The sequence below is a fragment of the Marinobacter nauticus ATCC 49840 genome, from assembly GCF_000284615.1.
Classification (GTDB): Bacteria; Pseudomonadota; Gammaproteobacteria; order Pseudomonadales; family Oleiphilaceae; genus Marinobacter; species Marinobacter nauticus.
The window spans coordinates 2,494,170-2,517,698 of the sequence record NC_017067.1; the positions used below are offsets into that span (position 1 = coordinate 2,494,170).

Annotated in this window: 23 protein-coding genes and 1 tRNA gene; 9 read left to right on the forward strand and 15 right to left on the reverse strand. The window is 57.6% G+C overall.

Translation table 11 applies throughout. From position 1 onward, the window contains the following. Position 1 precedes the first annotated feature (1 nt). From MARHY_RS11630 to MARHY_RS11645, 4 genes are read right to left on the reverse strand one after another with little or no spacing between them, the layout of a single operon-like run. A complete protein-coding gene (locus MARHY_RS11630; protein WP_014421975.1) occupies positions 2–625 on the reverse strand; it encodes a condensin complex protein MksE in 624 nt (207 codons plus the stop codon). Continuing rightward, the gene (locus MARHY_RS11635; RefSeq protein WP_014421976.1) at positions 618–2,045 is read right to left on the reverse strand and encodes a hypothetical protein; all 1,428 of its coding nucleotides are present in this window, start codon (positions 2,043–2,045) and stop codon (positions 618–620) included. The genes MARHY_RS11630 and MARHY_RS11635 overlap by 8 nt, the downstream gene beginning before the upstream one ends. Next, on the reverse strand, positions 2,038–4,980 hold the full coding sequence (locus MARHY_RS11640; RefSeq protein ID WP_014421977.1) for a coiled-coil domain-containing protein: 2,943 nt from the start codon (positions 4,978–4,980) through the stop codon (positions 2,038–2,040). Before MARHY_RS11640 ends, MARHY_RS11635 begins: the two co-directional genes overlap by 8 nt. Then, positions 4,973–5,755: a Wadjet anti-phage system protein JetD domain-containing protein gene (locus MARHY_RS11645; protein ID WP_014421978.1), complete on the reverse strand. Its 783-nt coding sequence runs from the start codon at positions 5,753–5,755 to the stop codon at positions 4,973–4,975. Before MARHY_RS11645 ends, MARHY_RS11640 begins: the two co-directional genes overlap by 8 nt. 71 nt (positions 5,756–5,826) lie before the next feature. Here MARHY_RS11645 and MARHY_RS19110 point away from each other — a divergent pair, with 71 nt between their 5' ends. From MARHY_RS19110 to MARHY_RS11660, 4 genes are read left to right on the forward strand one after another with little or no spacing between them, the layout of a single operon-like run. After that, the gene (locus MARHY_RS19110; protein WP_407635395.1) at positions 5,827–5,958 is read left to right on the forward strand and encodes a DUF4160 domain-containing protein; all 132 of its coding nucleotides are present in this window, start codon (positions 5,827–5,829) and stop codon (positions 5,956–5,958) included. Next, positions 5,909–6,088: a DUF4160 domain-containing protein gene (locus MARHY_RS11650; RefSeq protein ID WP_370230653.1), complete on the forward strand. Its 180-nt coding sequence runs from the start codon at positions 5,909–5,911 to the stop codon at positions 6,086–6,088. Before MARHY_RS19110 ends, MARHY_RS11650 begins: the two co-directional genes overlap by 50 nt. After that, positions 6,085–6,351 (forward strand): DUF2442 domain-containing protein, encoded by a 267-nt coding sequence (locus tag MARHY_RS11655; RefSeq protein WP_011785982.1) that lies wholly within the window; start codon positions 6,085–6,087, stop codon positions 6,349–6,351. Before MARHY_RS11650 ends, MARHY_RS11655 begins: the two co-directional genes overlap by 4 nt. Beyond that, positions 6,342–6,989, forward strand: a complete 648-nt coding sequence (locus MARHY_RS11660) for an MBL fold metallo-hydrolase (RefSeq protein WP_014421981.1) — start codon at positions 6,342–6,344, stop codon at positions 6,987–6,989. The genes MARHY_RS11655 and MARHY_RS11660 overlap by 10 nt, the downstream gene beginning before the upstream one ends. A 22-nt stretch (positions 6,990–7,011) precedes the next feature. On the opposite strand, the gene MARHY_RS11665 is transcribed toward MARHY_RS11660, so the two are convergent. After that, complete coding sequence (locus MARHY_RS11665; protein WP_011785984.1) at positions 7,012–8,628, reverse strand: methyl-accepting chemotaxis protein; 1,617 nt, start codon at positions 8,626–8,628, stop codon at positions 7,012–7,014. A 264-nt stretch (positions 8,629–8,892) separates the two neighbouring features. Here MARHY_RS11665 and MARHY_RS11675 point away from each other — a divergent pair, with 264 nt between their 5' ends. Next, entirely contained in the window at positions 8,893–9,549 is a 657-nt protein-coding gene (locus tag MARHY_RS11675; RefSeq protein WP_014421984.1) for a hypothetical protein, read from the forward strand. Positions 9,550–9,574: 25 nt separating this feature from the next. Here MARHY_RS11675 and MARHY_RS11680 read toward each other — a convergent pair whose 3' ends face one another. Then, the gene (locus tag MARHY_RS11680) at positions 9,575–10,198 is read right to left on the reverse strand and encodes an L-threonylcarbamoyladenylate synthase (RefSeq protein ID WP_011785986.1); all 624 of its coding nucleotides are present in this window, start codon (positions 10,196–10,198) and stop codon (positions 9,575–9,577) included. Continuing rightward, positions 10,195–10,551, reverse strand: coding sequence for a BolA family protein (locus MARHY_RS11685; RefSeq protein ID WP_014421985.1), 357 nt, complete (start codon positions 10,549–10,551; stop codon positions 10,195–10,197). Before MARHY_RS11685 ends, MARHY_RS11680 begins: the two co-directional genes overlap by 4 nt. Positions 10,552–10,697: 146 nt before the next feature. Here MARHY_RS11685 and MARHY_RS11690 point away from each other — a divergent pair, with 146 nt between their 5' ends. The 4 genes from MARHY_RS11690 to MARHY_RS11705 all read left to right on the forward strand — a co-directional run bounded on the left by MARHY_RS11690 (position 10,698) and on the right by MARHY_RS11705 (position 17,920). Then, positions 10,698–12,866, forward strand: coding sequence for a DNA topoisomerase III (locus MARHY_RS11690; RefSeq protein ID WP_014421986.1), 2,169 nt, complete (start codon positions 10,698–10,700; stop codon positions 12,864–12,866). A gap of 112 nt (positions 12,867–12,978) precedes the next feature. Next, positions 12,979–13,707: a response regulator transcription factor gene (locus tag MARHY_RS11695; protein ID WP_011785989.1), complete on the forward strand. Its 729-nt coding sequence runs from the start codon at positions 12,979–12,981 to the stop codon at positions 13,705–13,707. Next, positions 13,700–15,334 carry a FecR domain-containing protein gene (locus MARHY_RS11700; RefSeq protein ID WP_370257272.1) on the forward strand — a complete coding sequence of 545 codons (1,635 nt, stop codon included), beginning with the start codon at positions 13,700–13,702 and terminating at the stop codon, positions 15,332–15,334. Before MARHY_RS11695 ends, MARHY_RS11700 begins: the two co-directional genes overlap by 8 nt. Positions 15,335–15,355: 21 nt before the next feature. Continuing rightward, positions 15,356–17,920, forward strand: coding sequence for a CHASE2 domain-containing protein (locus MARHY_RS11705; RefSeq protein ID WP_036149847.1), 2,565 nt, complete (start codon positions 15,356–15,358; stop codon positions 17,918–17,920). A gap of 14 nt (positions 17,921–17,934) precedes the next feature. On the opposite strand, the gene MARHY_RS18765 is transcribed toward MARHY_RS11705, so the two are convergent. The 8 genes from MARHY_RS18765 to MARHY_RS11745 all read right to left on the reverse strand — a co-directional run bounded on the left by MARHY_RS18765 (position 17,935) and on the right by MARHY_RS11745 (position 23,492). Then, positions 17,935–18,378 carry a fibronectin type III domain-containing protein gene (locus MARHY_RS18765; protein ID WP_014421988.1) on the reverse strand — a complete coding sequence of 148 codons (444 nt, stop codon included), beginning with the start codon at positions 18,376–18,378 and terminating at the stop codon, positions 17,935–17,937. Positions 18,379–18,661: 283 nt separating this feature from the next. Continuing rightward, positions 18,662–18,738, reverse strand: a tRNA-Met gene (locus MARHY_RS11715). Positions 18,739–18,807: 69 nt separating this feature from the next. Next, positions 18,808–19,491, reverse strand: a complete 684-nt coding sequence (gene rnhB / locus MARHY_RS11720; protein WP_014421990.1) for a ribonuclease HII — start codon at positions 19,489–19,491, stop codon at positions 18,808–18,810. Then, positions 19,491–20,669, reverse strand: a complete 1,179-nt coding sequence (lpxB, locus tag MARHY_RS11725; RefSeq protein ID WP_014421991.1) for a lipid-A-disaccharide synthase — start codon at positions 20,667–20,669, stop codon at positions 19,491–19,493. The genes rnhB and lpxB overlap by 1 nt, the downstream gene beginning before the upstream one ends. 18 nt (positions 20,670–20,687) lie before the next feature. After that, complete coding sequence (gene lpxA, locus MARHY_RS11730) at positions 20,688–21,479, reverse strand: acyl-ACP--UDP-N-acetylglucosamine O-acyltransferase (protein WP_011785995.1); 792 nt, start codon at positions 21,477–21,479, stop codon at positions 20,688–20,690. Then, positions 21,479–21,916, reverse strand: coding sequence for a 3-hydroxyacyl-ACP dehydratase FabZ (gene fabZ, locus MARHY_RS11735; protein WP_011785996.1), 438 nt, complete (start codon positions 21,914–21,916; stop codon positions 21,479–21,481). The genes lpxA and fabZ overlap by 1 nt, the downstream gene beginning before the upstream one ends. A gap of 11 nt (positions 21,917–21,927) precedes the next feature. Continuing rightward, positions 21,928–22,953 carry a UDP-3-O-(3-hydroxymyristoyl)glucosamine N-acyltransferase gene (gene lpxD, locus MARHY_RS11740; protein WP_011785997.1) on the reverse strand — a complete coding sequence of 342 codons (1,026 nt, stop codon included), beginning with the start codon at positions 22,951–22,953 and terminating at the stop codon, positions 21,928–21,930. A gap of 41 nt (positions 22,954–22,994) precedes the next feature. Beyond that, positions 22,995–23,492: an OmpH/Skp family outer membrane protein gene (locus MARHY_RS11745; protein ID WP_014421992.1), complete on the reverse strand. Its 498-nt coding sequence runs from the start codon at positions 23,490–23,492 to the stop codon at positions 22,995–22,997. Between the last annotated feature and the right edge of the window lie 37 nt (positions 23,493–23,529).

The following is a 23,529-nucleotide window of genomic DNA, read 5'->3' on the forward strand; positions in this document are numbered from 1 at the left end:
ACTAACTCTGCTCATACTCCTGTACCAACTGGTGCAGGAAATAGCTGCCGGCGGAACTGAGGAAATAGCGCCCCGCCCCGGAGCGAAACAGCAGGTTCCGTTTTTCCAGGTAATCCAGCGCTTCGCTCAACCCTTTCTCGAAACGGGCGGCCCGAAGGATGTCCTGATACTCCTCATCCGCCCCCAGATTTGCCAGATCCTGCTCGTTTAAACCGGCTTCAGGGCGCCCCAGATAATCCAGATCTCTGCCGCTTCGGGCAAAGTAACGGCCGATCAGAAGCAATACCACCTGCACCCGGAAAGCGTTTTCATCGTGCTCTTCGCTTTCGTCGTCACTGCTCTCTTTCAGGAAGAAAAAGGCGCCGGTTTCATTGAACACCAGGTCGCTACCCAGATGCTCATAGAAAGTACGGAAGTGAGACAGGTGGTTATACAGCAGGTTGTAGAGGGGGTTGGCACGAAGTTCCGAGCGGTTGTTGTCCCACACATCCCGGACAATCACCCGGCCAGCCTGGAACTCCCGGTAGATGGCGGCACTGTGAGCCGGCAGGATCTGCTCGAAGCTGGTCGCGCCCTGCTCGTTCAGGGGGCTCTCTGTATCCCGGGTTTCCACGAAATCAGGCATGGTCTGGCTCTTGTTCTGTATCAGTCGTATTGGTTTCAAGGCGTCGTTTGCGGTACACAAACTGTTCACAGTCCGGCGCCTGTTCCAGGGTGCGGAAACGGTTAGTGGTTGTCACCTGCATACCCTCCGGCGGCGAATTGACCAGCCGATTCAGGGCTGCCAGCAGGTCCGCAAAACGGTAGCCCGGGATGAAGCCATCCAGCCGGCCGTGAAGCTCCCGCACCAGATCCGCCGTGGGCCGCAATTCCAGGGTTTCCAGCCACTTATACAATTGGTTGATGCGCTGAAGGTCTACCCGGCTTTCGCGGCCGCTTCCGGCCACTTCCTGCAGTACCGGCACTTCGGATTGGCGGCGCAGATCGCTCAGGCGCAGCTCCAGTTCGCTGAACAACAACTGGTAGTAGCTCGACGACTGGCCAAAGGCATAATGCTTGGGCCGCTGCTGTGCCCGCAGGCCCACCAGGAAGCCGGTGCTGCGGGCAAAATCGCCGCCTTCGAGCCATTTTCGGCGCAGGCTGAGGGTTTCGGTGTCGTCTTTGAGCGCACGCAGCTTGCCGTAGAAATGCTCCATGGCGTTGTACTGGGCCATACCCCGGCGGGTTTTGCGCAGGAAGTGTTCGACCTCCTGGGCCACCGCCTGAATGGGCTTGTACAGGGCGTTCAGGCTGATAGAGGAACGGAACAGCTGATCCGCCAGGCTGTGGTCATCGTGGCCCTCCAGCAGGCGCACCATGGCTTCCAGGGTTTCGAACAGATTGCTGCCGTCAGGCAGCCGGGTGTCCGGGTTCAGGAACACCAGCGTGGGTTTGATATGGCGTTCATAAAGGGTCACGATCTGCTCAAACAGATTCTGGCGGAACTCCAGGTACTTCTCCGGCGCCCGGCTGGCATCACCGGACAGGTCCGCCAGCTGGGCACTGATGGTCTGCATGCGCAACACGTTCTGGCGCAACAGGCCGATCAGTTGGCTGACCCGCTCGTTCAGATCGTCCCGCAGCTCGGTGTAATCCGGATCAGCATCACTGAAACTGCTGGTTTCCAGGCGATTGCGCACATCCCGAAGAGTCACCAGATGGCCGCGCAGGCGGGCGTCAGTAAGCTCCTGGTAGAGCGAGGCGTTACAGGCCCGCATCAGATTGATCAGTGCGTCCTGAAATACCAGCCGGCGTTCGCCGTCGGCCTTGATGACGTCGATGATCAGCCCACTGCGAAACAGATTGTCGGTGTTCAGGGCCAGCCGCACGCGCTCCCGATCGGCCTTGCCCAGGCCTCGAGTGTAATCCATCACCTCGGCCACCAGGTCGCTTTCCCGGATGAACCGGGCTTCATTGCGGTCCATGCGCTCGATCATCCGGAACAGGATTTTCGGGTGCTCAAACAGCAGCCGGGTGGTGTCCAGGGTGCTGAAGCGTTTACTCATCCACCGGCTCCAGCAAGCTGTTCTGGGTCTGGTCTGCCCAGTGGCTCAGCGGTTCACCACCAGTAAAACCTTCCGCGCCGCCCCAGAACACCAGAGTGCGTTCCTTGCTGTAGGGCCGCGCGGTGCGCATCTGCCCCACTTCCAGGTGCCGGCCAATCAGGTAGATCACTTCGGCGCTGGCGCTGTGGGTAGCGGCAGAGAACAGGTTGAATCCCTGCTTGCGCAGCCGTTCCAGCAACGACGGCATCTGGCTGATATCCACGCTGGCCAGTTCGTCGAGCACCATAGGGAATGACAGCTGCACGCCAGGGTACAGCACCCGCTTGAGCAGGCGGTAAACCAGCTCCAGGTTGATCAGCGCGGTAGTAGAGGTGGATTGGCCTTTCTTGTCCAGATTGGCGGCGTTCTCCTTGCGGGTGCGGTAGGAAATGCCGGTGATGACTTTATCCATGGTGAGGCGCTTGCTGCCGCCCTGCTCCCCGAAAAAGTCCGCTACAAACACCCTAAGGCGGTCGTAGAAAGCATCGGACTGAAGCTTATTGCCATACGGATCAATGTTGTTGGCTTCTTCCACCAAGTTACGGAATTTCGGATCGGTGTGAATGTCCACCCGGATTTCCACCAGATCGTTGATGCGAACGCCGTCCAGTTCCCGATTGAGCTGGGCCTCGAACCGTGCAATGTGTTCGTGGTTGGACTTCAGGGCCTGGCGGTAGCTGGCGACGGTTTCATTGTGGATGCCGACCTGCTGCTCCAGAACACTCCAGCGCTCGGCCATGCCGGCGTACAGATCTGAAAGGCTCTTGAAGGTGCTTCGGATAACAGACGACGCGGGGCTGTCTTTCTGCAATTCCCCTTCGGTATCTTCATGGATACCCAGGTACACAAACTGGCGAAGGTGGTCGAGAATGTTGCGGCGCCGCTCTTCCAGATCATCCAATTGGCTTTGCAGGGCGTCGAAGGCGGCCGCCGATACACGATCAATGTCCAGTGGCTGCTCCGCTTCAACCGCTCTCAGGTGCGGGAAGCGGTGCTCCACAGTGCCGACACTTTTACTCAGGGCCGCCAGCTCGCGCTCTCGCTCTTCAGTGCGATCTTTCTCTGCTTTTGCTCTCGTGGCTTTCGCCTGAACCGCGTCCTGTTTCTCCTGCTCCAGCCGGGCCTGCTCGTCGAGCTTGGCAAGCTGCTCTTCCGCCGCCTTTTTCTCCTCGGTGGCATCCCGCAGGGTGGTGGCCGCCGCCGGGTAGCGCTGGAGCGTTTCCAGATCTTTCTCGATAGACCGGATTTCCTTGTCCGTGCGCTCGATCAACTGAGGTCGGTCGTGTTCCTGATTGGCGGTGTCAGCCAGCTCTGAGCGTTCTTTCTCCAGACCATGAAGTTCACCTTCAATATAATGGCGTTGCTCGGCAAAGTTGGTGTGCCGGGCAGGCTGGTTCTCGTATTCAGTATCAAACCAGTCAAAGCCGCGATCGTTGGGGGCAAACAGGCGCGCGAAGGCTTCAATGGTGGCTTTGCTATCGGCATCCAGATCCTGGCCGGGGCTCGCCATCATCAGCCGGGGATCAACCGCCCGCAACGGCGCAGCGGTCGTTTCGTCCAGCTGGTTCTGCAACTGCCACTGCTGTTTGCTCTCCCGGTCTTTCAGGGTTTCCAGCTTGCGCTCCAGATCCTGCTTTTTGCGCTGAATCTGCTCCAGTCGGATTTCCGCCTGGGCGGCGCTTTTCAGGGCAGCAAGGTGGCCTTTCTTGCTTTCCAGTTCTTCGGTCTGGATCTCTGCAATTTCCTGCAGGGTCATATCGCCATACTGCGAGATCAGCAGCTCACCGTCTTTCTGGCTCTGTTCGGCCTGCTTGATACGCCGATCGGCGGAGCGAATCTCGCCCTTCAAACCGCTGGCATCCTGCTCCAGTTTTTTCAGGGTTTGCAGCACGTGGCGCAGGGTGTCGTTCTGATCGTTGAAAGCCTCAAGCGCCGCCCCGCGTTTGGCAGCAATATCGGCCAAGGCGTTGGTCACCCCGTCCCGGAAGGCGGCAAACTCGTGCTGGCTGCGCAGCAGGGTCTGGTAGGCCTGGTAGTCCCGGTTCAGCTTCTCAAACCGGTGTCGCTCTTTCTCGATACGGTTGAGCTGGCTTTGCTGCTGCTTGAGCTGATCGTGGCGATTGAGGAAATCGTCGATGTTGAAGTCAAAGGCATCGTCAGCAAACTTCTTGTCCGCTTCGATAATGCTGGCCACGGCGTTGGCCATGGCCTGATCGTCCGCCTTCATCTCGAACAGCAGCAGGATCAGGGTGCGCAGGGACTGAACTCGGCGTTCGCCCGATTCGCCCAGGGGCAGCACGGAGTAGCGCACCGCGTCGGCGTTCATCAACTCACTGCTGTAGAGCATGGTTTTCAGTTTGGCCGGGTCGTTGACCAGCCTGGTCTCTTTCGAGAGCTTTTTCAGCGCCTCCGACAGCCGGGTGAATGAGAGCTCCGGCACCGCCTGGCCAATGCCATCTTCATCGTCGCCGTTCCAGAACAAAGGTCGCAACTGGTCGTAACTGACCGGTACAAAGGCCCGGCCGTAGCTAAGCTGGCTTGCGTTGTCGCGATACAGGATCTGGCAATGGCTGCCCGCCGGGTTTTCCGCTTCCATAATCAGGAAGCTGAACTGGCTGGGGAAGTAGTGCTGGAAGCTTTCTTCGTTGGTGTAGAAGCTGCCGGCGCTGGCGTTGCGGAAGGCAAATTTCTTGCGGCTGTTCTTGAAGTTATTCTCTGGCAACAGGAACAGGCGCAGGGAGTTCAGCAAGCTGGATTTACCCAGGTTGCCCGGCCCCAGAATCAGGCCGTGGTTGTCTACCGGAATTTCCACGTAACAGAAGCCGGCGGAGTCCACCAGCACCAGGCGGCGAATGCCGAAGGTGAACGTGCTCGCGCTCGCCTGTGAATCACTCATCCAGAATCATCTCCTGTTCCATGAATTTGCCGGTGGCCCGGAAGGCCTGCGCCAGCGACACAAACTCCAGATCTTCCGCCAGCGACAGGGCTTTTGTAAACCTTTCGGTGGAGTCCGGGGTTTTGCGGAAACGGCTCAGCCAAGGTTGCCAGTCAGCCGGCTGCAGATAGCAGGCCTTGTCGCCCAGTGCCGATCGCACCGATGAAAACATCTGCAGGCCGCCGGCATCGTAATCAAAGGCGCAGAGCACCTCATCGTAACTGGTCAGCCAGTTCAAATCCGCAGTACCGGTAATCCGATTGCCGCCACCGAGCACGACATCGCTGTTTGTGAGATCAACTGTCTGGCCCAGGCAGTCACCGGCAAAGGCCAGCATCTGTCGGTAGTAATAAAAATTTCGCTCATTCTCCACCACCAGCACCCGGGGCGCTGGCCGAAAACCGATATCCACCGAATCTCCGGTAATCACCACCGAATCCGGCCGGTTGCCTGTCAGGGCGTGATGATATACCAGCAGAAAACTCACATCGGTGCCGTGGCGGTGGGAATCGCCCTTCTTCGCCGCATCTACTCTGCTAACGGGTGAAGCGGCCTGTCGATGTAACTCCGCAAACGCAGCTTCATCAAGAATGGTTACCTGCCAGCGATTGGCGCCAACCTTCTCCGTTGCGAACAGCTCCCGATGCCGCCGACGCTGGGAATCCGGCAGCTTCTTCAGAAAGGCCCCGTAGTTAATCGCCTGGCCCTGAAGGATTTTCTGGAGGTAGTTCTTCAATAGCTCACCTGTCCGCAGATTGTTATTATCGGTCTACCAAAATATGACACCTTATGAGCCACGGAGGGCCCATGCCAACCATCAGTGAATTCTTCGGCATTCTGATACGGATGTATTACGATGACCATAATCCTCCCCATTTTCACGCTTATTATGGGGGAACACGAGGCCATCATTCTGATCGAAACGCTGGAGATTGTTGAGGGCAAACTGCCCAAAAGAGCCAAAGCGATGGTTATCGAATGGGCCTTTGAACACCGGCAGGACCTTATCGCAGACTGGCGCCTTGCCGAGCTGCACCAGCCACTGAAGAAGATAGAGCCATTGGAATGAACAGCATGCCCAGAGTCACCCATGTGGAAGCCAAGGCCGATTACGTACTGGCCGTCACCTTCGATGATGGTACTCACGGCGAGATCAGCCTTGCAGATCGTTTGTTTGGCCCGATGTTCGAGCCCCTGAAAGACCCGGCATTCTTTGCTCAAGCAAAAGTTGATGAGTTCGGAGCCATCTGCTGGCCCAACGAAGCAGACATTGCCCCGGATGCTCTCTACCGCAAAATCAAATCTGAACAAACTGGAACAGTATGTCGCTGAAGTACAAGATCGTACCCGTCACACCCTTTGAACAAAACTGCACCCTGCTCTGGTGTACCGAAACCCACAAAGCAGCGGTGGTCGACCCTGGCGGGGACCTGGATCGCATTCTGGCGGCAGCCGAGGACGAAGGCGTGATTCTGGAAAAGATCCTTCTCACCCACGCCCACATAGATCACGCCGGCGGCACGGCGGAGCTAGCCAAATCAGCGGGGCTGCCCATTGAAGGCCCGCACAAGGACGACAACTTCTGGATTCAGGGCCTGGCCATGCAGGCACAGATGTTCGGGTTTCCGGCGCCGGAGGTGTTCACGCCCAATCGCTGGCTGGAAGACGGGGATACGGTGACCGTTGGCAATGAAACCCTGGAAGTACTGCATACGCCGGGCCACACCCCTGGCCATGTGGTGTTTTTCCATCGAGGCTCAAAACTGGCCCAGGTGGGTGACGTGCTGTTCAATGGTTCCATTGGCCGCACGGATTTCCCGAAAGGCGATTACAACACCCTGATTCACTCTATCCGGGAAAAGCTGTTCCCGCTCGGGGATGACGTTAGCTTTATCTGTGGCCACGGCCCCATGTCTACGTTTGGCCAGGAACGCGCCACCAATCCGTTTGTGTCTGATCACCGGGGCTGAGTGCCCCGGTATATCGCCCATTTCAGCTCTGGGACAGGCGGAACTGCTCGATGGTTTTGCGCAGGGTTTCCGCCATGGCCAGCAGATCCCCTGCAATTCGCGCGGTCTCTTGGGCATCGCTGGAGGTCTGCTCGGCAGAGCGGCTGATTTCAATCACGTTCTGATTGATGGAGTCCGACACTTCGCTCTGCTCGTTAGCCGCACTCTCCATTTCCTCATTCAGCCCCGTGATTTCACGCACCGCTGCAGCAATGGTTTGCAGCTCGGTTTCCACTTTCAGAATTGAATCCACCTGATGCTGGGCAAGTTCCGAGGCATGGCGCATGGTACCGACACAATCCACCACCTCTTTTTTCAGCCCCTCAATGGTTTGGCGAATCTCCTCAGTGGACGCCTGAGTGCGCGAGGCAAGCGCCCGTACTTCGTCTGCGACCACGGCAAATCCCCGGCCCTGCTCACCAGCTCTGGCCGCTTCAATGGCCGCGTTCAGGGCCAACAGGTTCGTCTGGTCGGCAATCTCTGAAATCAGCTCCAGCCGTGAGGCCATTTCCGTTGTCCGCTGATCCAACTGCTCAATACGCTGCGCACCGTTCTGGACTTCCGCGTTCAGAGATTCAATACCCTGAACCGCATTTCTAGCCAGATGCTCTCCGGTTTCTGCCGATTTGGTGGTATCGGCCGATTTCCGTGCGGTAGTCACCGCGTTCTCTCGAACCTGCACCGCGGAAGCGGCCATCTCGGTGGTGGCACTGGCCACCTGGTCGGTATTGTCTTTCTGGGCCAGCACTTCCTGCTCGGTGGTCTCTGCCTTACCGGCGATGGTGCGGGCCGCCGCTTCAACCTGTTCTGCGTTGTCCATCACCGTATGCATGCTGGCGCGGATCTTGGCGACCATCCGATTGAACGCACGAGAGACCGAACCAATCTCATCGTTTCGGGTTACCTCCAGCTCTATGGAGAGATCCGAATTGCGGGAGATTTCATCCATTCGGTCGTGTAGCCGACGTAAGCGGGAAAACACCAGGCGCCCCAACACTACGGTAGTCAGTATGAAAATAACCACAAAGATCAGAATCTGGATACCGCCACTCACCATCAACTGCTGCTGCAGGCGCGCGTCGCTCTCCGCCAAAGAATAGTCGACCCGAATAGCGCCAAGCACGTCCCCTTCCTGGGCCTGGTGACAGCCGAGGCAGTTCACGCCCTGATAGTTTTCGCTGGCAATAACCGGCTCGATCAACGTGTAGACACGACCCGCGTCGTTCTCCGAATAGTGCTCTACCCGTTCACCATCCAGCGCTTTCATGTCCAGCGGCTCACGGCGTTGTTCGGCAGCATTCCCAGCACCGTACATGGCATTCAGCTGATCGCTGCGGATCACCCGAACATCCAGTACGTCCTCGGGAGCCATCACCTTCTCGCGCAGAACATCACGGTTATTAATGGTGCCCGTCACCATCATGGTGTTCAGGCCATCGAAAAAGGACTTTGCCAGACCATCCACGTATTTGTGACTGTACTCTTCGAGGTGGGCTCGCTGGGACTGCGCGCTGTAAACAACCGTAAACACGAGAATGACGGTGAAAGCCGCAGCCAGTGCTGCCAATAACAGGAAACGGATTGAGTATTGTTTTTTCATGTGACCCCGACAACGGAAGATGATCTGGACATCCAAGAGTAATGACGGCGAATTGGCGCATAACTTTATAGATATGCATCAATTTTTTTATGACGCAGATCATCCGGACGCGCCCGCTATGTCATTCCTTGCAATGTTTTACATTCGTCCCGGCACACTCAAACCAGAAGGCAAGGCAGATTGGCCCGAAACCTGCAAAGCCTGATGCATCACGGACTAATTCCGTGATATCCGGCAGAGATTTTCCGTTCAGGGGAGGCAACCATGTCATTGCTGACATCACTGTTACAGGCCAGCACGCGCTTTCAGCAAGCCATGGACAACCGTGCGCCGCGCACTGACGTACCCGCCGGTAAAAGCAATGAAGGCGCCGCCACAGGCGAGCCCCAGAGCAGCACCGACGACCGCTTCACGCCGTCACAGTGGCAGGAGCGCAACTCGGCCAGTCAGAAAACCCGGCAATTGCCACTGACCCAGTACAAGCAGACGGTTGCCCAGGACCTGTCCTACGTTCGTGAAACCTTGCGGCACAAACTTGCCGAATACAACGTACACCCGGCAACGGCGCTGAGCGTGAGCAAAACCGAGCAAGGCAGCATTCAGCTGGACGGCAAAATTCCCGACCAGGTGCGGGAGAGGATACAACAGGATCTCAACAACAACCGGGGATTTGGTGAGGCGTTAAGCCGCTTGAGCGTGACCGAACCCACCCTGCACTTTATGGATAATGCGCTCAAGCTCAATCAGGCTTATGGCGTGAACAATTCCCTGCTGGATTCACTGCTCAGCGAAAACCAGCAGTTCAATGGACTGCAAGATGTCATCCACCGTTATGACAGCCTTCGCCGCACCGCCACACCCGCCGAGACGGGTATCACAGCGCAGCAACGCTACGCCTTCAGCCTGAATACCCGGGCCTGAAGCCCGGGGGTAACTGCTAATCAGATCAAACCTGAAACGGGGCCGGATCACCCTTGCCCACCCGCGTAACTTCAGGCACATCACCGGTAAAGTTGACCACCGTGGTAGCCTCCATACCGCAGAAACCGCCATCAATAATCAGATCAAGCTCATGCCCAAGGGTCTCGCGAATATCGTAAGGATCGGTCAAAGGTTCGGTTTCACCCGGCAGAATCAGGGTGCTGCTCATAATCGGCTCACCCAGCTCACCCAGCAATTCCCGAACAATCTCGTTGTCCGGAACCCGGATGCCGATAGACCGCCGTTTGGGATGCAGCAACCGGCGAGGCACCTCGCTGGTCGCGTCCAGAATAAAGGTGTACGGGCCCGGCGTGAAATTCTTCAGTAACCGATACTGGGTATTGTCCACCTTGGCATAAACCCCGATGTCTGACAGGTCACGACACACCAGGGTGAAGTTGTGCTTGTCGTCCAGGCGCCGAATTCGCTTGATACGGTCTGCCGCCTGCTTGTCACCAAGGTGACAGCCCAGTGCGTAGCCTGAATCTGTGGGATAGACAATCACCCCACCCTTGCGCAAAATCTCCACCGCCTGCTTGATCAGACGCTTTTGCGGTGTTTCCGGGTGAATCTGAAAAAACTGGCTCATCCATTAGCTCCTTGTTGAAGCTTCTTGTCCATTGCTGCATCACCTTTCGACCCGCCCATACAGTTGGGCGAAACCGGAGACGCCTGACCACTGGCCGTCCACTCTTCCGGCGTATACAGATGCAATGCCAGAGCATGCACCGGCCCCGCCAGTTCATCCGCCAGAACCTTGTAAATTGCCTGGTGGCGCCGCACCTTCATCTGCCCTTCAAAATCCGCTGACACCAGCGTTACCTTGAAATGGGTTTCAGAGTTGGGTGGCACCGAATGCATATGGCTTTCGTTCTCCACAGAAATCACGCTGGCGTTAAAGCCCGCGACCAGCTTTTCCTCTATGCTTTCCTGTACTTTCATAAAACACCTACTTCGGACTTTAAGCATCAATGTCCCGACCTGCTGTGTAAACAGTCTACTACAGTACGCCGCGGAACCCCGAAGCCCTTGACACAAAAGCCTCAAAGCGACACATTCCCCTGCCAGCAACCAATCCCCAGATACCCATGCACCTGTACATCGCCGAAAAGCCAAGTCTGGCCAGGGCCATTGCCGCCGCACTGCCCGGCCCCCACGAGAAAGGCCAGGGCTGGATACGCTGCGGTAAAGGACCAGATGCTGCCACGGTAAGCTGGTGTATAGGCCACCTGCTGGAGCCCGCCGAGCCTGCGCGCTATAACCCGGCCTGGAAAAAATGGCGCATTGAAGACCTGCCCATGTTCCCGGAACCCTGGCAACTGGTGCCCAAGGACAGCGTGCGCCTGCAATTCAAAGTTCTTGAAGCCCTGGTTCGCAAGGCCGACCTGATTACCCACGCCGGCGATCCCGACCGTGAAGGCCAACTACTGGTCGACGAAGTCCTGCGCTATCTCGGCACCAAGGCACCGGTAAAACGGATACTGATCAACGACCTTACCCCCAAGGCGGTAGCCCGCGCCATACAGAACCCCCGAGACAACCGGGAGTTCCGCCCACTCTCCCATTCTGCGCTGGCGAGACAGCGGGCCGACTGGCTCTATGGCATCAATCTCACCCGGTTTTATACCCTCAGCTATCAAACCCGGGGCGAACAGGGCGTCTTCTCCGTGGGTCGGGTGCAAACTCCGGTGTTGGGGCTGGTGGTGGATCGAGACAACACCATCGAGCACTTCCAGCCCAAGCCCTGGTACCGGGTCGAAGCCACCTTCCAGGCCAGCGAGCCGGAGGCCGACCAGCGACCGTTCATTGCTCGCTGGTTACCCGGTGACGAATTTCAGGATCATCTGGATGAAGAAAACCGGCTGCTGGACAAGTCGGTAGCCGAGCAGATTGTCGCCGCCATCAGCGGTCGACCCGGCAGAATTGATGAAGCCCGGTTTCGCGATCGCCCGGAGCCGCCGCCGTTACCTCTGTCGTTGTCTGCACTCCAGATAGAGGCTGGACGACTATACCGGATGGGCGCGAAAGACGTGCTCGACACCGCCCAAAACCTGTACGAACGCCATCAACTGATTACCTACCCAAGGTCAGACAGCCGCTACCTGCCAGAGGAGCATTTCAGCCAACGGGAGGCGGTGATTCGTGCCATCGCCCGTGTCGCCCCGGATTTGTCCGGATTCTGCGAGAAAACCGGTACAGAACGCCGCTCTGCCGCCTGGAATGACCAAAAAGTGGATGCCCACCACGCAATCATTCCCACAGTGCGGCCCGCACCAAACGGCAAGCTGTCTTCGGCCGAACAGAAAATCTACGATCTGATCAGTCGATTCTATCTGATGCAGTTTGCACCTGACGCCGTGCATCGGGAAGGCCGGCTGACGGTCGCGATTCAGGACTATCGCTTTCGCGCCACCGAGACAGCCGTGATCGAGCCAGGCTGGAAAACGCTGGAAATCCGCAAGCGGGAACCCGGGCAAGAGCCAGAAAAAGCTCCGTTGCCAAGACTGGAAAAAAACGAGCCGGTCCTTTGCACTGACCCCCAGACTAACGAGCGCAAAACCCAGCCGCCACAACACTTCACCGATGCCACGCTGCTATCGGCCATGACCAATATCGCCCGTTTTGTCGCCGACAACGAGCTGAGAAAAACGCTGCGGGAAACCGATGGCCTTGGCACCGAAGCGACTCGCGCAGCCATTATCGATACGCTGTTCCGCCGCGATTACCTGTTCCGGGAAAAACGCTTTATCCGCGCCACCGACAAGGGGAAATCCCTGATCGCGGCGCTACCGGAATCGATTCGTACGCCAGATCGCACCGCTGTCTGGGAGGCCACTCTCGAGGGCGTTCGCCGGGGCGAAGAGGACCCAAGAGCGTTTCTGGAATCCCTCAAAGATGAAATCCGCGGATTCATGGCGCAAGCGCCCGCTGCGGGTTTGGCGAATACAGAGACACCAGGCACCGCCATTCACTGCCCGAAATGCCGGGCGCCGATGGTTGAACGGGAGGGCAAGTTCGGCGCTTTTTTTGCGTGCACCCGGTACCCCGCCTGCAAGGGCACCCGCCCCCTGGAGGACCATCAACCCGAGGACGGAACCAGCCAGAAACCGGTACCCTGCCCCCACTGTTTCTCGCCCCTGGTGCGGCGCAAAAGCAAAAAAGGCTGGTTCTGGGGCTGCAGCAATTTCCCCGGCTGCCGACAAACAGTTGATGATCACAACGGCCGGCCAGCGGTGGACTTACGGAATTCTACATAACGATACTGAACGGGAACTCATTTTTTGGGATAATCCCCGACACTGCAGGGTCTGACCAAGGGCTCTGCGCTACGGTATATAAACCAGGCAACACGATCGAGGGCCAGGCTTAATGCGCATTGCTCTGCTGGAAGACGAACACGAACAGGCGCAGCACATCCAGTCCATCCTTTCAGAGAAAGGACATCACTGTGACAGCTTTCCGACCGGCCAATCGTTTCTCGGTGCCGTTTTGCACCGCAGTTATGATCTGATCATTCTGGACTGGCAGATCCCGGACATGACCGGAATTGAGGTACTGGAAAACATCCGGGCACAGCTGAACTGGCCTGTGCCGGCCGTTTTCCTGACCCAGCGTGACAGTGAAACCGACATCGTTCGTGCCCTGGATGCCGGCGCCGACGACTATATCGCCAAACCGGCACGAGCGGCTGAACTGGTCGCACGCATCAATGCACTGGCCCGCCGCAGCAACCCGGAAATCGAAAAGGAGGTTCTGGTCTACGGGCCCTTCGAGATCAACACCAACCAACGCATAATTCTCCTGCACGGGGAGCCACTAACGCTCACCGACAAGGACTTCGACCTGACCCTGTTCCTGTTCCAGAACCAGGGCCGCCTGCTCACCCGCGAAATGCTGCTGGAGCGGGTGTGGGGATTGACCAGGGACATCAATACCCGCACGGTGGATACGCATATGAGCCGCCTTCGCAGAAGGCTCGGGCTCAACCCTGAAAACGGATTTCGCATCAAGACCATCTACCAGCGAGGCTATCGGCTCGAAGCCATCAAGCCCGGTGACGCAAACGAAATTCGGAACGATGACACTGCAAATGCCTGACGCTCTGAGCAAGCACCTGAAAACCCTGGCCTTCCTTGCACTGGCGTTCATGGTACCAGCGACCACTGTCGCGGAGCTGTCAATCGCACGGGGTTCTGCGGTATCCGGCAGCCAACAACGGGACAATGCCCCGGAGTGGGTTTATACCTTACGCCAGGGTGATACGGTTGCGAGCATAACCCAGACGCTGCTTTCCCAGCAGACCACACAGCAACGACTGCTGGAGCATAATGGCCTGGCCAGCAACGCCAAACTCGGCGCCGGGGATACCCTGCGCATTCCCGTAAACTGGCTGAAACGTCAGCCCGAACCGGCCCGGGTGATTGCGGTCACCGGCAACGTGCAACAGATCTCCGGAATGGATGGGCGAAAACTCCCTCTGTCCGAAGATTCGATTGTCCGGGTTGGCGACGAAATTCTCTCCGGTGCCGGATCGGCAACCATTGAACTGGCCGACGGCTCGGAACTCCGGATCTCCCCGAACTCCCGCCTCATGTTCAATCGCCTGACCCAGTTTGGCAAATCGGGCATGGTCGACACCCGGCTTCGCCTGCAACGGGGCGAGGTTCACACCCGTGTTCGCCCGGTCATTGAGGGCGGAGCCCGCTTCGAAATCGAAACACCATCCGCTGTCGCCGCGGTCCGGGGTACGGTATTTGCCATTCAAGCCACCACCAACGGCAGCAGCGTGCAGGTTACCGAAGGTGTGGTGGACTTCGGCCAGCCAGGCAACACCCGCCGCATTCCAGCCGGCTATGGCGCGAGTGTTTCCACCGCCAACGGAGGCGCCCTGAATATTCGGCAACTTCCGCCAGCGCCAACCATGAATCCCTTGCCATCGGTGCTTACTCAGCTTCCGGCCGAACTGTCCTGGCAGGCAGGCGGTTACCCGGCCTATCGGCTGGACATTTTTGACCAGGCATCAGGCACCTGGGTGCAGAGTCGTGATGTGGCTGGTACCCGTTTCGACATCGCCCAACTTGACAATGGCCGCTACGAAATCCAGCTCGCCGCGATTGATCAGCGCGGTATTGCCGGAATGCCCGGTACCGCGGAACTTGAGGTAGACCTTCAGGCAAAAAAGCCGGACCTCACCGCACCGGCTGATGGCGAGAGCGTGAACGACGACATGCCGGAATTCCGCTGGCAACTCAATGGCGCCAACGAAGTTGCCCGGGTGGAGATCGCCGAAGATGACAGCTTCCGGCAGTTGGTGACAACCAGCGAGTGGGCGCCGGAAAGCCAGGCGCTTCCGTCGCGCCCCCTGAGCCCCGGCCAGTATTACTGGCGCGTGGTTACGGAGGCGGGAGGCAGCTCTGTTGCCACCTCCGAACCGCGCAAGATCGTTGTTAACGGCACTCTGCCGCCAGTCCGGATTATCAGCGTGAACTATCTGGACAGCCAGGTTCGGGTGTTCTGGGAAAACATCGACACCGCCACGGATTACCGTCTGCAACTGGCTGAAGAGCCGGCGTTTCGCAATATCATCAAGGAAGCCGATATCGCCGATACCACTGCGGCCTTGCGCCTGATTCCCGGAAGAAGGTATTTTGTCCGCGTCAAAGCGCTTTCTGACGGCCCTCTTGCCAGTCGCTGGGGCCCGGGCAGGGAGCTGTATCTCGACTAACCTTCTACGACAAAAAGGCCGATGCGAAGGGACTGGTTACCGATAACAACAACACCGTGGTCCTTGGGCCTGCTACTCGTCACCACCCTGCTACTGATTCAGGCGACTGAGCTGCCGAGTCGAATCAATGACTGGATGTATGACAGGGCGATCACAACCTGGCCAGCGCCCATGGATGATTCGGTGGCCATCATTGCCATTGATGAGTTCAGCCTGGAACAGGTTGGCCGATGGCCCTGGGACCGAAGTCTGCATGCCTCGCTGATCGACACCTTGCGGCAAGCGGGCGCAGAAACCATTGTACTCGACATCCTGTTTCCGGAAGCCGGGCCGGGCGATGAGGAACTGGCTAGCGCCATGGCCCGCCATGGCAACGTTGTTCTACCAGCCTATCTTACCGCTCCAACCCGGGAACGGCTGATCAGTGAACAACTCCCCACACCCAGCCTGGCAGGTGCCGCAGGGGCAATCGGGCATGCCCATATCGAGCTGGACACAGATGGCGTCGCCCGCGGGCTCTATCTGTACAACGGCCTTGCCGGCCGATTATGGCCGACCCTGTCACTCGCCGCTCACCTGCCAATATCGAATCAGATGCAGGCGCAATTGCCGAACTACATCAACGTCCGGGAGGATTATCGGCTGGTGCCCCTGGCAGGCGGGGCCGGCACCTTACCCACCTACTCCTACGCGAGCGTGCTGAGCCACCCGCCCTCACCGCAGGAGTTTGCCGGCAAAACCGTTCTGGTCGGCGCTACCGCTGCGGGGTTTGGCGACATACTGCCAACGCCGTTTTCCGGTCTGAGCCGACCAATGTCCGGGGTGGAATTCCATGCCAATGTCTATTCCGCGAGTAAGCAGAATATACTGATCGTGCCGGCGGAGCCCTGGGTAGCACCCGCACTGAACCTGCTCGTGCTGTTGTTGTTAGCTCTGCTTCTTCCTCGCCTGCGCCCTGCTGCCACCTTGCTGGCATGTGCAACCATTGCCGCAGGACTGGTAGCCGGTTATGTATTGCTGCTAATTGGGGCCCGGGTTCAGCTGTCCGTAGCCAACGCCCTGATTCTGCCGATGGCCGCGATGCCCATTGCCAGTGCACTCCGGCTTGCCATGACCAATCGCTTTCTCAACCGGCAACTGGACGAGATGACCAGAACGCCGCGGCTATCCCTCCCTGAACCTTCGAACCGGCATCCTCACCAACTGCTGATGCACTTGCGTGCGCTGTTCCACCCACCCGGATGGCTGCTGGCAGCAGAGGATGACCTGTTGGAAGTACAGGAAATGACCCTTGCCCAGGCCCCACCCACGGAAACGCCAGGACGGTGGGAACACCAGCAGAACCAAAGCTGGATAACGCTGATTCGTGGCGGCACCAGCTACCTGCTCGGCCTGACACTGCCGAACGACCTCAGTCGGGAGGTCATCCAGCGCTATCTGAACCAGCTGGAGCTGGAGCCCCATGCAGACAGTGAACGCCAGAAGGGGCCCCGGGAAAACATTTCGGCCCGGATCGAGAAAGTGCGCATTGCCACCCAGAAGCTGGCAGAAATGCAGGCGTTTATTCGCCACAGCTTCGAGCACATGCCCGATGGCATCATCGTGACCGATGAATTAGGCGTTATACGGTTTACCAACCGTCACATTGAAGACTGGTTTTGCGAGCCTATGCCAAGTCTCAGCGGCATGCCCCTGGCCACCCTCCTTGATGGCCACGACCCCCGGGACTTGCCGCCCTGGTTCGAAACCATTTCAGAGGCGCTGACCCTGAGACAAAGCCGAACCGTAGACCTGACATTGAACGGTAAAGATTTTCTCATCCACCTGGCACCTTTTGCCCTGCAAAACAGTCGCCAGTTTGGCATTATTGCCAACATCTCAGACATCTCCGAACTCCGGGAGCAGCAACGGCAGCATCGTGAGGCGATCGACTTCATCTCACACGATGTTCGCTCACCTCTGGTCTCTCAGCTGGCCCTGATTGAACAACTGAAACGGGATCCCCGCCATATTGACGCCAACCAACTCGACCAGTTGGGGCGGCTGGCGCGGCGTAGCTATCATCTGGCCGAAGAGTTTGTGCAGCTGGCTCGCGCCGAGCAACTGACCGAAACCCGGTTCTACGAGTGCGAATTTCTGGCGATTGTTGAGAACGCTCGGGATAGTGTGTGCGAGCAGGCCCAGGAAAAAGGCATTTCGATCGTGCTGAACGGTACCGAAGACCTCTGGCTGAAAGGCAACGCCGAACTTCTGGAACGGGCCGTCATCAACCTTTTGACCAACGCCGTGCAATACAGCCCCCCGGACTCTGCAGTCAGCGTTCACGTCTATCAGGCAGCGCATCTGGCCTGTCTGGCCATATCAGACGAGGGCTATGGCATTGATCCGGAGGAACTGCCTTTACTGTTCGACCGCTATCATCGACAGAAGCGCAGCGAGATAGCCGGAGCGCATGGCACCGGCCTGGGGCTTTCGTTCGTTAAAACGGTGGTGGAAAAACACCGAGGGGAGATCAACGTCGACTCACGGCCGGGCGAAGGCACCACTTTCACTCTGAAGCTACCAATCGCAGACCCGATGTTCTGAACCGGTATGCCTGCTCAGGACTGGATGGTCTTGCTGACCGGCTCAGAAGGCTCACTCAGAAGACCGGCAGTGTCCTGAACCTGGATGGTGAAATACCAGGTACCCGCATCAAGATTATCGACCACATAGGACATCTCTGCCTCACCACTGGCACCATCTACGGTGATCTCTCTGGACAGATCATCAGCATCCTGCCCGTAACGAATCACGTATCTGTCCAGCTCTCCCATCGCGATCGACTCACCGTTTACACGAGTCATAGGCGCAGACCAGCTCAATACAGCAGAGCGCTCTGCAACCGGCTGAGCACTGCCAACACTACTTCCGGTATTGGGTAGGCTGCCAGATTGAGTCGCGGATTCACTACCCCCGGAACCACCGCCGCCGCACCCCGCGAGCACCATCCCTACCAACAACGCGGCAATCCATGCCCTTGACATATAAATGACGCGTTTCACGGTTATTCACCACCATATTTCCGTCGATTTTGTGAAATACTATAAAATCGACGCCGATGATGATGCGATAAATGTCATTTTTATAGATAAAAAATCGTCATTTTTCCGTCACCATAATGCAAGACGGAAATCGAAAGGAATTGAGGGGACACCGGCACATCGCAGAGAAGCGGAAACAAAAAAGGCAGACCAGTAAAACTGGCCTGCCTTGCAAGAATCAGGGCCAGAATAAAACACTGGCCCCGGAAACGAGAAAAGCCAGCAAAAGCTGGCTTTTCTGGATTGGTAGCGGGGGCTGGATTCGAACCAACGACCTTCGGGTTATGAGCCCGACGAGCTACCAGACTGCTCCACCCCGCATCAAACTGTTTGTTAACTGGGTTGCCCCTGTCAACGTGGCGCGTATACTACCGCCGACCCCGCACCCTGTCAATCGATATTTTCAAACAAATCGGCAGGATAGTTCAACTCCTGAACAGGCGCGGACGAACCTCCATAAACCCCGACGGCATCCAGCGCCATCTTTACCGGCCGAAAGGATCGGCGATGCTCCGGGGTCACCCCAAGGCGATTGAGCGCCTCGAGATGCACAGGCGTGGGGTACCCTTTGTGCTGGGCGAGCCCAAAACCCGGAAACCGGACATCCAACGCCTCCATCTCGCGATCTCGCGTCACCTTTGCCAGGATAGAGGCAGCACTGATCGCCTCAACCCGACTATCACCTTTGATCACGGGCTCGGATGGCCACTGCCACTTCGGGCAACGGTTCCCGTCCACAAGGACGTACTCCGGGGCTATCGAGAGCCCTTCAACGGCACGCTTCATGGCCAGCATTGTCGCCTGATAGATATTCAGCTCGTCGATTTCACTGGCCTCGCATCGGCCCAGGCTCCAGGCAGCCGCGTTTTCCAGAATATCATCATATAATCGCAGGCGTTTCTTTTCGGTAAGCTTTTTGGAATCCGCCAGCCCGGGGATAGGCCGCGCTGGATCAAGAATCACAGCGGCCGTTACAACCGCTCCGATGAGCGGGCCGCGCCCCACTTCATCCACACCGGCCAGCAGCGAGCCGCGATAGGAACTTTCAAAAGGAGGAAATGCCTTGGCCGCCATCAGCTTCGGGACTCCAGCAGCTCAGACACCGCTGCCGCCGCACGTTCGTCGGCGCCCTGGCGCAGCGCCTGGTGCAACTCCAGAAACGCCTGATGCAGCCTGTCGCGCTCCTGTTCGTTTTCCAGCCTTTCCAGAACCGCCGCCCCCAACTTCTCCGGCGTTGCGTCGTCCTGTAACAATTCGGGCACCAGTTGCTCCTGGGCCAGCAAATTAGGAAGCGCCACCCAGGGAACCTTGACCAATCTGGACAGTATCTTGTAACTGAAATCGCTGAGCCGGTAACCTACCACCATCGGTTTTTTCAGTAACATCGCCTCCAGTGTCGCGGTACCCGACGCCAGCAGCACCACATCGCTAGCAGCCATCACCTCCCTCGACCGACCACGAACCAGCGTGACCGGCAAGCTCACCTCCAGGGATTCAACCAGCTCACGCACCTGCCGCTCACGATCCCGATTGACGCAGGGAATAACCAGCTGCAGATCCGGGCGACGTGCCTGGAGCCAACGGGACGCTTCGAGAAACAGAGTGCCGAGGCGCTCAACCTCACCACCCCGACTACCCGGCAACACCGCCAGCACAGGTTTATCCACCTCAAGACCGAGGCTCTCACGCGCAGCCAGAGTATCCGGTTCCAGCGCTATCCTGTCAGCCAGGGGGTGCCCCACAAACGACACGGGCACATGATGCTCCTCATAAAACCGGGCCTCAAAGGGGAACAACGTCAGCATAAGGTCCACAGACTTGGCAATCTTGAAGATACGCTTCTGGCGCCAGGCCCAAACCGAAGGACTTACGTAGTGTACCGAGGGGATGCCTGCTTCCCGGCACCGACGTTCGATGGCCAACGTAAAATCCGGTGAATCGATTCCAATCACAACATCCGGAGGGGTAGTAAACAGATAATCCAGCAAGCGCGCACGGATACTGAACAGCTCACGGATCCGGCCAAGCACTTCCACCAGCCCCATCACGGAAAGCCGTTCCATTGGCACCAGCGAGTGAAACCCCTCAGCGATCATTTCATCACCGCCGATTCCGACAAAACGAGCCTTCGGGTAACGCTTTCTTAGCGCACGAATCAGTCCGGCACCGAGAATATCTCCCGATGCCTCGCCGGCAATGATGGCGATGGTTCGCCCTGAGAATGTGGCCGAATTGGCCTTTAGCTGTGTCACCAGCGGCCTCCGGCTGGCTTAACGGATGATGCCGCGATCCGCTCCTTTGAGCGAGTCAATCAGCGGGAGAACCTCAGGGACATCGGCAAAGTTGCGCTCAAGCTCTTCGATGGCCTGCTCGGTCGTCAGACCCTGGCGGTAGACCACTTTGTAGGCTCTGCGGAGACTCAGGAGCGTATCCTTGGCAAAACCACGACGCTTCAGCCCCTCCACATTCATTCCATGAGGCTGGGCAGACTGGCCGCTGGCCATGACATAGGCGGGAATATCCTTGAGCACGATACTGCCCCCGGCAGCCATGCTGTGGGGCCCGATATGGCAGAACTGATGCACCATGGTACCGCCGCCCAGAATGGCATGATCTCCTACCGATACATGCCCTGCCAGCGTGGCACAGTTGGCGAGAATGGTATGGTTGCCGACAATACAGTCGTGGGCCACGTGCACATAAGCCATCAGCAAATTGCCATTACCGATCCTGGTTTCACCCCGGTCCTGAATGGTGCCACGATGAATAGTGCAATTCTCGCGGATAACATTGTCATCACCAATGACCAGCGTGGTCGGCTCACCAGCGTATTTCTTGTCCTGGCATTCTTCGCCGATGCTGGAGAACTGGAAGATTCGGTTGTTGCGGCCAATCACCGTCGGCCCCTTGATGACCACGTGAGAGAGAATCTCGGTACCTTCACCAATTTCCACCCCCGGACCAATATAGCTCCAGGGGCCAACCGTCACGTTATCCGCCAGTTTGGCTGACGGGTCCACAATCGCTTGAGGATGGACACCCGACCAGTCATTTGTCGCCATCAAACTTCTCTCTCAGCGGTAAGTATTTCTGCCACGCACACTACCTCGCCATCTACGAGGGCACGGCAATCAAACTTCCAGATACCGCGCTTGCCAGAGATAAACTCTGACTCCATATCCAAGCGATCACCCGGTAAAACGGGGCGCTTGAAACGCGCTTTACTGGATCCAGCCAGATATTGTACCACGCCGTCCGACGGTTTCCGTTCCACAGTCACAAAACCAAGAATCCCCGACAGTTGCGCCATGGCTTCAATAATCAGGACACCCGGCATAATCGGATTGTCCGGAAAGTGACCGGTAAAAAAGGGCTCATTGAACGATACATTCTTGTACCCCTTGATCGACTTCCCTTTTTCGACCTCAGTCACCCGATCCACCAGCAAAAAGGGGTAACGGTGCGGCAGGTACTCCAGAATTTCATCGATGTGCATCATCTTGATCGGCCTCAGCCCTCTAATTTCTTTTCCAGTTCTTTGATCCGTCGCGCCAGAGCATCCAGTTGACGAAAACGGACGGCATTTTTCCGCCATTGGCGATTGGTATCCGCACTGGTGCCGGAGGAGTAGACCCCCGATTCACGAATATCACCGGTTACCAGGGTCATGCCGGTGAGGTGAACCTGGTCGGCTATTTCAAGGTGACCAGCCACGCCAGAGGCGCCACCAAACACGCAATGATTGCCAATCCGGGTGCTACCTGCAATTCCGACTTTGGCCGCCATTGCGCTGTGATCACCAATCTGTACGTTGTGGGCAATCTGAATCAGGTTGTCCAGCTTTACGCCGTTGCCTATTGTGGTGTCGTCCAGGGCGCCACGGTCTATGGTGGTATTGGCGCCAACCTCCACGTCATCGCCCAGCACCACGGCACCAAGCTGCGCGATGCGGTGCCAGACGCCTTTTTCGTTGGCAAAGCCGAAGCCGTCGGAACCAACCACCGCACCACTGAGAATGTGACAGCGCTTACCGACTACCACATCATGTGCAAGCGTGACCCGGGGCCGAAGGATACTGTCGTCCCCGATACTCGCTCTCGCACCGACAAAACCACCAGCACCGATCGCTACGCGCTCACCAATACAAACCCCGGCCTCAATCACAACATGCGGGCCTATGGATGCAGATTCAGGAATACTGGCAGACTCATCAACCACGGCAGTTGGATGAATGCCCGGGGAAGCCTTGGGAGCCGGATCAAACCAATGACTGAGGTGAGCATAGCCCAGGTAGGGATTGTCCAGTAACAGGACATTGGTCGGAACATCATCCGCCGCAGCCGAGGACACAATCACCGCTGACGCCCGGGTATCTTTCAGGTACTTGGCATAGGAGGGATTTGCCAGAAAACTGATCTGGCCCGGAACCGCCGCCTGCAAGGTGGCAAGCCCGGTAATACGGATATCGGGGTCTCCCCGGAGGCTCGCTCCCAATGCCTCGGCAATCTCCTGCAGCCGATAGGACTTCTGTGTCATCGTTTTCTCCAAACACAGGGGCCGGGGAGCCCCTTTCTACATCACTGGTTCAGTTTTTCAAGCAGTTGTGTGGTCAGATTCATCTCCGGCTTAACGTAAACCACCGCTTCGCTGGGAAGAATCAGATCAAGGTCATTTTCTTCCAGGAGTTCCTTCACAGCGGCGTCCACCTCAGGGCGCGCACCTTCCAGAAACTGCTGCTTGCGCTGGTTAACGGTGGCGTCGAGGCGCTGCTTGAGGAAATTAAATTCCTTTACCTTTTCCTGAAACTCGGCGGCCAACTGATTACGCTCGCTCTCGTTCATCATGGCGCCGTCCTTCTCCAACCGATCCTTTAACTTGCGGGCGGCCTCCTGAGCTTCACGCACCTGGGCTTCGTCGCCGGCAAAATCCTGCTGGAGTTTTTCGCTGAAGGCCTGGGCATCATTGGAAGAGAACAGGGCCTGGCGCAGATCCACCACACCAATACGGGTCTCCGCCGCCACCTGGGCCGAGAAGGCCATAAGAGCGGCGGCAAGGATAGTCATCAAACGGGTCATCAATCTTCTCCTTTGTTTCATTCTTTCTTTTTTTATA

Bases quoted from the DNA above. Each gene is read 5' to 3' on its own strand.
- MARHY_RS11630 (WP_014421975.1), bottom strand. From the start codon at position 625: ATGCCTGATTTCGTGGAAACCCGGGATACAGAGAGCCCCCTGAACGAG.
- MARHY_RS11635 (WP_014421976.1), bottom strand. From the start codon at position 2,045: ATGAGTAAACGCTTCAGCACCCTGGACACCACCCGGCTGCTGTTTGAG.
- MARHY_RS11640 (WP_014421977.1), bottom strand. From the start codon at position 4,980: ATGAGTGATTCACAGGCGAGCGCGAGCACGTTCACCTTCGGCATTCGC.
- MARHY_RS19110 (WP_407635395.1), top strand. From the start codon at position 5,827: ATGCCAACCATCAGTGAATTCTTCGGCATTCTGATACGGATGTATTAC.
- MARHY_RS11650 (WP_370230653.1), top strand. From the start codon at position 5,909: ATGGGGGAACACGAGGCCATCATTCTGATCGAAACGCTGGAGATTGTT.
- MARHY_RS11655 (WP_011785982.1), top strand. From the start codon at position 6,085: ATGAACAGCATGCCCAGAGTCACCCATGTGGAAGCCAAGGCCGATTAC.
- MARHY_RS11660 (WP_014421981.1), top strand. From the start codon at position 6,342: ATGTCGCTGAAGTACAAGATCGTACCCGTCACACCCTTTGAACAAAAC.
- MARHY_RS11665 (WP_011785984.1), bottom strand. From the start codon at position 8,628: ATGAAAAAACAATACTCAATCCGTTTCCTGTTATTGGCAGCACTGGCT.
- MARHY_RS11675 (WP_014421984.1), top strand. From the start codon at position 8,893: ATGTCATTGCTGACATCACTGTTACAGGCCAGCACGCGCTTTCAGCAA.
- MARHY_RS11680 (WP_011785986.1), bottom strand. From the start codon at position 10,198: ATGAGCCAGTTTTTTCAGATTCACCCGGAAACACCGCAAAAGCGTCTG.
- MARHY_RS11685 (WP_014421985.1), bottom strand. From the start codon at position 10,551: ATGAAAGTACAGGAAAGCATAGAGGAAAAGCTGGTCGCGGGCTTTAAC.
- MARHY_RS11690 (WP_014421986.1), top strand. From the start codon at position 10,698: ATGCACCTGTACATCGCCGAAAAGCCAAGTCTGGCCAGGGCCATTGCC.
- MARHY_RS11695 (WP_011785989.1), top strand. From the start codon at position 12,979: ATGCGCATTGCTCTGCTGGAAGACGAACACGAACAGGCGCAGCACATC.
- MARHY_RS11700 (WP_370257272.1), top strand. From the start codon at position 13,700: ATGCCTGACGCTCTGAGCAAGCACCTGAAAACCCTGGCCTTCCTTGCA.
- MARHY_RS11705 (WP_036149847.1), top strand. From the start codon at position 15,356: ATGCGAAGGGACTGGTTACCGATAACAACAACACCGTGGTCCTTGGGC.
- rnhB (WP_014421990.1), bottom strand. From the start codon at position 19,491: ATGGCGGCCAAGGCATTTCCTCCTTTTGAAAGTTCCTATCGCGGCTCG.
- lpxA (WP_011785995.1), bottom strand. From the start codon at position 21,479: ATGGCGACAAATGACTGGTCGGGTGTCCATCCTCAAGCGATTGTGGAC.
- fabZ (WP_011785996.1), bottom strand. From the start codon at position 21,916: ATGATGCACATCGATGAAATTCTGGAGTACCTGCCGCACCGTTACCCC.
- lpxD (WP_011785997.1), bottom strand. From the start codon at position 22,953: ATGACACAGAAGTCCTATCGGCTGCAGGAGATTGCCGAGGCATTGGGA.
- MARHY_RS11745 (WP_014421992.1), bottom strand. From the start codon at position 23,492: ATGACCCGTTTGATGACTATCCTTGCCGCCGCTCTTATGGCCTTCTCG.